This window comes from Actinomycetota bacterium, assembly GCA_030776725.1.
GTDB lineage: Bacteria > Actinomycetota > Nitriliruptoria > Nitriliruptorales > JAHWKO01 > JAHWKW01.
Genome location: JALYHG010000103.1, coordinates 1 through 8,985 on the forward strand (window position 1 = coordinate 1; position 8,985 = coordinate 8,985).

At 69.2% G+C, this 8,985-nt stretch carries 10 protein-coding genes and 1 pseudogene; all 11 read left to right on the plus strand.

Annotated elements, in window-relative coordinates:
* The coding region (urtA, locus tag M3N57_04825; GenBank protein ID MDP9022022.1) for an urea ABC transporter substrate-binding protein at window positions 1-1,128 on the plus strand (1,128 nt) is incomplete at its 5' end.
* 37 nt (window positions 1,129-1,165) lie between these two features.
* A complete protein-coding gene (gene urtB, locus M3N57_04830; protein ID MDP9022023.1) occupies window positions 1,166-2,056 on the plus strand; it encodes an urea ABC transporter permease subunit UrtB in 891 nt (296 codons plus the stop codon).
* A 122-nt stretch (window positions 2,057-2,178) separates the two neighbouring features.
* Window positions 2,179-3,228 carry an urea ABC transporter permease subunit UrtC gene (urtC, locus tag M3N57_04835; protein ID MDP9022024.1) on the plus strand — a complete coding sequence of 350 codons (1,050 nt, stop codon included), beginning with the start codon at window positions 2,179-2,181 and terminating at the stop codon, window positions 3,226-3,228.
* On the plus strand, window positions 3,225-4,019 hold the full coding sequence (gene urtD / locus M3N57_04840) for an urea ABC transporter ATP-binding protein UrtD (GenBank protein MDP9022025.1): 795 nt from the start codon (window positions 3,225-3,227) through the stop codon (window positions 4,017-4,019). The genes urtC and urtD overlap by 4 nt, the downstream gene beginning before the upstream one ends.
* A 3-nt stretch (window positions 4,020-4,022) precedes the next feature.
* On the plus strand, window positions 4,023-4,715 hold the full coding sequence (gene urtE, locus M3N57_04845; GenBank protein MDP9022026.1) for an urea ABC transporter ATP-binding subunit UrtE: 693 nt from the start codon (window positions 4,023-4,025) through the stop codon (window positions 4,713-4,715).
* 27 nt (window positions 4,716-4,742) lie between these two features.
* A complete protein-coding gene (locus M3N57_04850; protein ID MDP9022027.1) occupies window positions 4,743-5,045 on the plus strand; it encodes an urease subunit gamma in 303 nt (100 codons plus the stop codon).
* 19 nt (window positions 5,046-5,064) lie between these two features.
* Window positions 5,065-5,394, plus strand: a complete 330-nt coding sequence (locus M3N57_04855; protein MDP9022028.1) for an urease subunit beta — start codon at window positions 5,065-5,067, stop codon at window positions 5,392-5,394.
* Window positions 5,387-7,096: an urease subunit alpha gene (locus M3N57_04860; GenBank protein MDP9022029.1), complete on the plus strand. Its 1,710-nt coding sequence runs from the start codon at window positions 5,387-5,389 to the stop codon at window positions 7,094-7,096. Before M3N57_04855 ends, M3N57_04860 begins: the two co-directional genes overlap by 8 nt.
* A gap of 17 nt (window positions 7,097-7,113) precedes the next feature.
* Window positions 7,114-7,863, plus strand: a complete 750-nt coding sequence (locus tag M3N57_04865; GenBank protein MDP9022030.1) for an urease accessory protein UreF — start codon at window positions 7,114-7,116, stop codon at window positions 7,861-7,863.
* A 52-nt stretch (window positions 7,864-7,915) separates the two neighbouring features.
* Window positions 7,916-8,530: pseudogene (gene ureG, locus M3N57_04870) on the plus strand (urease accessory protein UreG).
* Window positions 8,531-8,540: 10 nt separating this feature from the next.
* On the plus strand, window positions 8,541-8,985 hold a 445-nt coding region (locus M3N57_04875), incomplete at its 3' end, for an urease accessory protein UreD (protein MDP9022031.1).

Here is an 8,985-nt window from a genome sequence, read left to right on the forward strand (position 1 = left end):
GGCGACACCATCAAGGTGGGCATCCTGCACTCGTTGAGCGGCACGATGGCGATCAGCGAGGTATCGGTGAAGGACGCCGAGATGCTCGCAATCGAGGAGATCAACGCGGCGGGTGGGGTGTTGGGCAAGCAGCTGGAACCGATCGTGGAGGATGGTGCGTCGGACTGGCCCACTTTCGCGGAGAAGGCCGACAAGCTCATCAACGAGGATGGGGTTGCCACGGTCTTCGGTGGGTGGACCTCTGCTAGCCGTAAGGCGATGCTGCCGGTGTTCGAGCGCAACCAAGAATTGCTGTGGTATCCGGTGCAGTACGAGGGGCTGGAGGCGTCCCCCTACATTTTCTACACGGGAGCCGCACCCAACCAACAGATCATCCCGGGGTTGGAGTACCTGAAGGAGCAGGGCCACCAGCGCATCTTCCTGCTCGGTAGCGACTACGTGTTCCCGCGCACGGCCAACAAGATCATCCGTGCCTACGCGGCCGCGAACAGCCTAGAGATCGTTGGTGAGGAGTACACCCCGTTGGGTCACACCGAGTACTCGACGGTCATCAACCGGATGAAGAGCGCCGATCCGGATGCGGTGTTTAACACGCTGAACGGCGACAGCAACGTCGCGTTCTTCAAGCAGTTGCGCAACGCTGAGATCACCGCCGAGGACCTGCCGGTCATGTCGGTGAGCATCGCTGAGGAGGAGATCAAGGGGATCGGGCCGGAGAACGTCGCCGGCCATCTGGTCGCGTGGAACTACTTCCAGTCTCTGGAGTCCCCGGAGAACGAGGAGTTCGTGGCCGCCTTCAAGGACCGCTACGGCGCCGAGCGGGTCACCACCGATCCCATGGAGGCCAACTACGCCGGCGTGTACCTGTGGGCGCAGGCCGTCGAGAAGGCCGGCTCTACCGAGCCGGAAGCGGTCAAGGAGGCCGCTGCGGGACTGACGTTCCAGGCACCTGGCGGCACCTACACCATCGATGGAAACAACCAGCACCTGTTCAAGACCGCGCGCATCGGGGTAGTCCAACCGGATGGCCAGATCGAGCAGGTGTGGGCGACCGACGAGCCCGTCGAGCCCGACCCGTTCCTCAGGACCTACGGGTGGGCGTCCGAGCTCGCGCCCGACGAGGGCTGACCCACCAGCCCACTTCCGATCGATGGGAGGCTCGACCATGGACGTGGTGTTGCCCCAGCTGTTCGTGGGTCTGAGCCTCGGCGCGATCCTCCTGCTGGTCGCGTTGGGCCTGACCTTCACGTTCGGCCAGATGAACGTCATCAACATGGCGCACGGCGAGTTCCTCATGGCGGGGGCCTACACCGCCTACACCGTCCAGCAACTACTGGGTCCCGAGGCCGCGACACGGTCGTTCGTGGTGGCCCTCCCCGGGGCGTTCGTCGTCGGTGGGCTGCTGGGCCTGCTCCTCGAGCGCACCCTGATCCGTCGGCTGTACGGCCGCCCCCTGGACACGCTGCTGGTCACCTTCGGGGTCGCGCTCGCATTGCAGCAGGCGGCGCGCGACATCTTCGGGGCGCCCAACGTCCAGGTGGTCGCGCCGGCCTGGTTGGGCGGCGGGCTCACGGTGGCCGGTGTGCAGTTGCCCTACACGCGGCTGTTCATCCTCGGGCTCGTGGTCGTGGCCATCACCGCCGTCGCGGTATTCATCCACGTGCTGCCTGCCGGCCGGCGCATGCGTGCGGTGATGCAGGACCGCGAGTTGGCGGGCACGAGCGGCATCGCCACGCCGCGGGTCGATGCCAGCACGTTCGTGATCGGGTCGGGACTTGCCGGTGTCGCCGGGGTCGCGTTGACCCTGCTCGGTCCGATCGGGCCGACGATCGGGATCTTCTACCTGGTGGACGCCTTCCTCGTCGTCATCGTGGGCGGACTGGGCCGGTTGTGGGGGGCGGTCGTGGCCGCGTTCGGCTTGGGCATCCTGAACTCGTTCGTCGAGTTCACCACGGGCGCCAGCCTGGCCAAGGCGATCCTCTTCGTCGCGGTGGTCGTGTTCCTGCAGTTCCGTCCCCAGGGCGTGTCGGGCGTCCGATCGAGAGCCCTGGCATGAGCGACACGATCCAGGCCCCAGGCGGCACGAAGCGAGCGGCCGAACCTCCACGTTCGTATCCGCCGGCAGCGCCGCGACGTCGGCGGTTCGTCCCGCTCACGCGAGCTCGCCGGGTCACGGCCGTGATCCTCTTCTTGGGGTTACTGGCCGCTCCCTTCCTGCTGTCGGCCTTCCGGCTCGGGCTGCTCGCCAAGTACCTCACGTACGCGATCCTGGCCATCGGCCTGGACGTCGCCTGGGGGTACGGCGGGATGCTGTCGTTGGGTCACGGGCTGTTCTTCGGATTGGGCGGCTACGCGATGGCCATGCACCTCAAGCTGGTCGCGGCCGGAGGGCGCCTGCCGGACTTCATGAGCTGGAGCGGTACCGCCACGCTGCCCGTGTGGTGGGAACCGTTCTCCAACCTGGCGTTCACGCTGACCGCGGCGGTCGTGGTACCGGCGCTGGTGGGCGGCGGGCTCGGCTACATCGTGTTCCGCAACCGGGTGCGTGGGGCCTACTTCGCGATCCTCACACAGGCGCTGGTCGCGGCGTTCGCCATCGTCCTGGTCGGCCAGCAAGGGGTCACCGGCGGCACCAACGGGATGACCAACTTCACGACCCTGGCCGGCTACGACCTCACCTCCTCCGCAGTCCAGCGGGGGCTGTACCTGATCGTCGTCGCCGCGCTGGCGGGCAGCTACCTGATCGCCAGGCAACTGGTCCACAGCCGCTTCGGGAGCCTGCTGATCGCCACCCGAGACGGCGAGGACCGGGTGCGGTTCCTCGGCTACTCCCCGACCGTGATCAAGACGGCCACGTTCGCCTTCAGTGCGGCGCTAGCCGGACTGGCTGGGGCTCTGTTCGTGCCGATCGTCGGGATCATCGCCCCGGGCATCATCGGGATCATCCCGTCGATCCAGATGGTGTTGTGGGTCGCGGTCGGCGGACGGGGAACGCTGTACGGGGCCGCTCTCGGAGCGGTGCTGTTCGGGCTCGGACAGACCACCCTGAGCGAAGCGATGCCGTCCGGCTGGCTGTACCTCCAGGGCGCCCTCCTGGTGGTCGTGCTGGTGTTCGCACCGCGTGGGCTCGCGGGCCTGATCGATGGGATCCGTCGGCGCGTGGCCCGCGTTGCGGCCTCACCCGGGGGCTTCGGACGTGCCCCCACCGGTGCGGAGCTGCCGGGATGAGCGAGCCGCTGTTGCGGATTCGGGGCCTGACGGTGTCGTTCGGCGGCTTCCACGCCGTGGATGACCTCGACCTGGACGTGGAGGCAGGCGAGCTCCGGTTCCTGATCGGCCCCAACGGCGCCGGCAAGACGACCCTGATCGACGCGATCACCGGCAGGGTCCGTCCCGCGACGGGGAGCATCCGGTTCGCGGGCACCCAGCTGGCTGGTACACGGGAACACGCGATCGTGGGGCTCGGTGTCGGTCGCTCGTTCCAGACGCCCACCGTGTTCGACGAGCTGTCCGTGCTGGCCAACGTGGACCTGGCAGCTGGCCTGCACCGACCCTGGACGACCCTGCTGCGTCGGCGCACCGCGATCACGCCGGACGTCGCCGACACGCTGGAGGTAGTGGGGCTCACCGACCTGGCCAAGCACCCCGCGAGGATCCTGTCGCACGGCCAGCGCCAGTGGCTCGAGATCGCGATGCTGCTGGTGCAGGACCCTCGGCTGCTCCTGCTCGACGAACCGGTGGCGGGGATGACCCAAGAAGAGCGCACGCGCACCGGCCAGCTGCTCGAGCAGCTCGTCGAACACCGTACCGTGATCGTCGTCGAGCACGATATGCGCTTCCTGCGCCGGTTCGCCCGCCGGGTCACCGTCATGCACGAGGGTCGCATCCTGTGCGAAGGCACGGTCGACGAGGTCCAGGCCGACGAGCACGTGCGGGCGGTGTACCTCGGGCGTCAGCACGCGGACGCCGACGTCCCCGACGAGACCCACGTGTCCACCCGCGACGGTCAGGTGAACTGAAGGATGCTGCGGATCGACGACCTGCACGCCGGCTACGGCTCGACCAAGGTGCTGTCGGGGATCGACCTGGCCGCACCTGACGCGGTGACCTCCATCATGGGACGCAACGGTGTCGGCAAGACGACCCTGCTGAAGGCCGTCCTCGGGCTGGTGACGGTCTGGCACGGGACCATCACCTTCGACGGCACCGACCTGGGCGGCCTGCAGCCCTACCAGCGTGTCCGTCTCGGCATGGGGTACGTGCCCCAGGGCCAGGCGGTGTTCTCGGACCTGACCGTCCGGGAGAACCTCACGGTCGTCGCCGAGTCGGCTGGGCGCGACGCGACGGTGGCGGTCTCCGAGGCCCTGGAGGTCTTCCCGCGGCTCGAGGAGCTCCTGACCTGGCGCGCCGGGGTCCTGAGCGGTGGACAGCGCCAGCAGTTGGCCATCGCCCGTGCGCTGGTGCGCCGGCCACGCCTGCTGGTGCTCGACGAGCCGACCGAGGGCATCCAGCCCTCGATCGTGGACGAGATCGAGCATGCCCTGCGGCGCCTGCGAGGCCACCGCGGCACGTCCGTCCTGGTGGTCGAGCAGTACGTCGACTTCGCGCTGCGCCTGTCCGACCAGTACGCGGTGATGGACGCCGGCAGGATCGTCGCGCAGGGACGGACGAGAGAAGTCGACGCCGAGACGGTCAACGACCTACTGGTCGTCTGAGCCCGACCGACCCGAGAGAGGTGAGAGGTGCGTCTGACTCCACACGAGCAGGAGCGGCTTCTGATCCATGTGGCTGCGGACGTCGCCCAGCGTCGACGTGACCGGGGGCTACGTCTCAACCATCCCGAGGCGGTGGCACTCCTGACCGCGTTCGTGCTGGAGGGCGCCCGCGACGGCCGCACGGTCGCCGACCTGATGCAGGCCGGCCGCGAGGTACTCGACCGCAGCGACGTCATGGACGGCGTGGCGGAACTCGTGGACGAGGTGCAGGTTGAGGCGACCTTCCCGGACGGCACCAAGCTCGTGACCCTCCACGATCCCATCCAGTGACCACGGGAGGACGAACGCAGTGATCCCCGGACAGATCGTCGTCCGCGAGGGCGCCATCGAGGTCGTGCCCGACCGACCCACCCGGACGCTGCGCGTCCGCAACACCGGCGACCGACCGATCCAGATCGGCTCACACTTCCACCTCGCCGAGGCCAACGCGGCTCTCGCCTTCGACCGGCAGGCCGCCTGGGGCTTCCGGCTGGCGGTCCCGGCGGGCACCTCGGTCCGCTTCGAGCCCGGCTTGCAGCAGGACGTGGAGATCGTCGCGTTCGGTGGCCACCGCATCGCTGCCGGGTTCCGGGGGCTGTGCGCCGGCCGCCTCGACGACCGGGAGCCCGACGATGGCTGAGATCGATCGCGCGCGGTACGCGCAGCTGTTCGGACCGACGACCGGCGACCGCATCCGGCTCGGCGACACCGACCTACTCATCGAGATCGAAGATGACCGTGCCCAGGGCGGGGACGAGGTCGTGTTCGGCGGCGGCAAGGTCATCCGCGAGTCGATGGGACAATCGAGGGCCAGCCGCGCCGATGGGGCGCTGGACCTCGTCATCACGGGAGTGGTCGTGCTGGACCACTGGGGGATCGTCAAGGCCGACGTCGGCGTGCGTGACGGACGCCTCGCGGGCATCGGCAAGGCCGGCAACCCCGACACGATGGACGGGGTCGACCCCGCCCTGGTGATCGGTCCTGGCACGGAAGCGATCGCGGGCAACGGACGGATCCTCACCGCCGGTGCGATCGACTGCCACGTGCACCTGGTCTGCCCCCAGATCCTCGAGGAGGGGCTGGCCAGCGGCATCACGACCATCGTCGGCGGCGGCACCGGCCCGGCCGAGGGCACCAAGGCCACCACGGTCACGCCTGGGCCGTGGTACCTGCAGCGGATGCTGGAGGCGCTCGATCCCTGGCCGGTCAACGTCGCCCTGCTCGCCAAGGGCAACACGGTCTCGCACAGCGCCCTGGACGAGCAGCTGGCCGGTGGTGCCGCCGGATTCAAGCTCCACGAGGACTGGGGGACCACCCCTGCGGCGATCGACGCGTGCCTGACCGTCGCCGACCGCACCGGCGTCCAGGTCGCGATCCACACCGACACCCTCAACGAGGCCGGGTTCGTCGAGGACACCTTGGCGGCCATCGCCGGTCGGTCGATCCACACCTACCACACCGAAGGTGCCGGAGGTGGCCACGCGCCCGACATCATCACCGTGTGCTCCCAGCCCAACGTCCTCCCCTCGTCCACCAACCCCACCCGACCGCACACGGTCAACACCGTCGACGAGCACCTCGACATGCTCATGGTCTGCCACCACCTGAACCCCTCGGTGCCCGAGGACCTCTCCTTCGCGGAGAGCCGCATCCGCCCGGAGACGATCGCGGCCGAGGACGTCCTGCACGACCTCGGCGCCATCTCCATCATCGGCTCCGACTCGCAGGCCATGGGCCGGGCCGGAGAGGTGATCGTCCGCACCTGGCAGACCGCCCACGTGATGAAGCGCCGACGCGGCCCCTTGCCCGGCGACGGTCCCGCCGACAACCATCGGGCCCGTCGCTACGTCGCCAAGTACACCATCTGTCCCGCCGTCACCCACGGGCTCGAACACGAGATCGGTTCGGTGGAGGTCGGCAAGCTCGCCGACCTCACGCTGTGGAACCCGCGGTTCTTCGGGATCAGACCCGACATGGTCCTCAAGGGCGGCATGATCGCCTGGGCGGCGGTCGGCGATGCGAACGCCTCCATCCCCACCCCCCAGCCCATCCTGCCGCGGCCGATGTTCGGTGCCGCCCCCGGTGTTGCGGCGGCCACGAGCTTCGCCTTCGTCGCCCCGGCGGCCATCGACGCGGGGTTGGCGGACCGTGTCCGGGTGCGACGCCGCCTGGTCGCGGTCGCCGACTGTCGGGACCGCGGCAAGGACGCCCTACCACAGAACACCGCCACCCCCGACATCCGCGTCGATCCAGAGACCTTCGTCGTCGAGATCGACGGTGAGACGGTGGAAGCCGCCCCCGCCGTCGAGCTCCCGCTCGCCCAGCGCTACTCGCTGTTCTGAACGCGATGACCCTCCCCGTGCCCCAGATCAGCCGCGTCGAGGCCGCATCCACGGTCGGCGAGACGTTCACCCCTCAAGTAGCTACCGGTGGTGTGACACCGACCGACACCGCACCGGCTGCCGCGCTGCTTCTAGCCGACGCGCGGCTGCCCGCCGGTGACCACGCCCACTCTGGGGGGATTGAGGCCGCCGTCAACGACGGCCGCGTCCGCGACCTGGCCGACCTCACGGCCTTCCTCGATGGACGACTGTGGACGGTAGGTCTGACCGAGGCCGCGCTCGCGGCAGCTGCCGCGGCCGCTGCACCCAACTGGCGCCGGCTCGACCTGGAATGCACCGCCCGGATCGTGTCTCCGGCATTGCGGACGACCTCCCGGGCACTCGGCCGCCAGCTCCTGCGTGTGGCGCACCGCATCTGGCCCGAACGCGACTGGGAAGCGCTGGGCAGCCACCCGGACGGGCCACATCGGGTGGTGGTGCTGGGAGCGTGCGCTGCCGCCGCCGGGCTGGCTCCCCGAACCGTGGCGCTGGTCGCCGCCTACGGCAGCGTCGCGGTGCCGGCCACCGCTGCCCTGCGGCTGCTGGGCCTCGACCCGTATGCCGTGAGCGCAACGCTCGCCGCCCTCTCACACGACATCGAACAAGTCGCCGAGCAGGCCGCCGCTACGCCCACCGACCTGAGCCAACTCCCGGCCGCCGCCGCCGTCCTTGTCGAGCAGACAGCGGACCACCACCGCGACGCGGAAGGACGCCTCTTTGCATCCTGACAGGCACGCGACCACGAGCCGTCCCACGACGCGGACGCCACCGGCCGGACCCCTACGCGTCGGCATCGGCGGCCCGGTCGGCAGCGGCAAGACCGCGGTGATTGCCGGGCTATGCGCGGAGCTGACGGACGACATCGAACTTGCCGTGGTAACCAACGACATCTTCACGACCGCCGACGCCGACGCTCTACGTGCCGCCGCCGTCCTGCCCACCGACCGCATCGTTGCAGTCGAAACCGGCTGCTGCCCCCACACCGCCGTGCGCGACGACGTCTCGGCCAACCTCGACGCCGTGGAACAGCTCATAGCCGCGGTCCAAGGACTCGAACTCGTCCTGATCGAGAGCGGGGGGGACAACCTCACCCTCACCTGGAGCCGTGCGCTCGTGGACCGCCAGGTCTTCGTCATCGACGTCGCCGCAGGCGACGACATCCCCTTCAAGGGCGGGCCCGGAATCACCAGCTCGGACCTGCTGATCGTCAACAAAGTTGACCTTGCCCCCCACGTTGGGGCCGACCTGGAGCGCATGCGCCTGGACGCCGAGCGGCAACGTGGGATGCGACCGACGCTGTTCACTGCCGTCATGGGTGCGGACGGGGTTCGCCCGATCGCCGACTGGGTGCGGGAACAGCTCACGACGAGCTCACCCACGAGCAGCGTCCGATGAGCCGGCACCCATGAGAGCGCGAGCCGCCATCCGCGCCGAGGCCGACGACCACGGCCGCACCAGACTGGTCACCATGCGGTCTGCTCCCCCCCTCACGCTGCGCCGCACCGGCCCGTCCGGAAGCAAGGAGGCGACCGTGCACCTGGTCGGTAGCGCGGCCAGCCCACTCGGTGGCGACGAACTACAGCTCACCATCGAACTCGGACCCGACACCACCCTGACCTTGCGAACAGCGACTGCCAGCGTCGCCCTAACCGGCCGGGACGGTGAATCGTCGCTGGACGTACGCGCCAAGCTGGACGCTGGCGCGTTCCTGACCTATGAACCCGGACCTTTAATAGTGACCCGTGGGGCGCGTCACCGCATCAGGGCACTCATCGAGATGGCCGACGAAGCCCGGCTGCGCTGGCGGGAGATCATCGTGCTCGGCCGAGACAACGAGCCCCCCGGCCAGC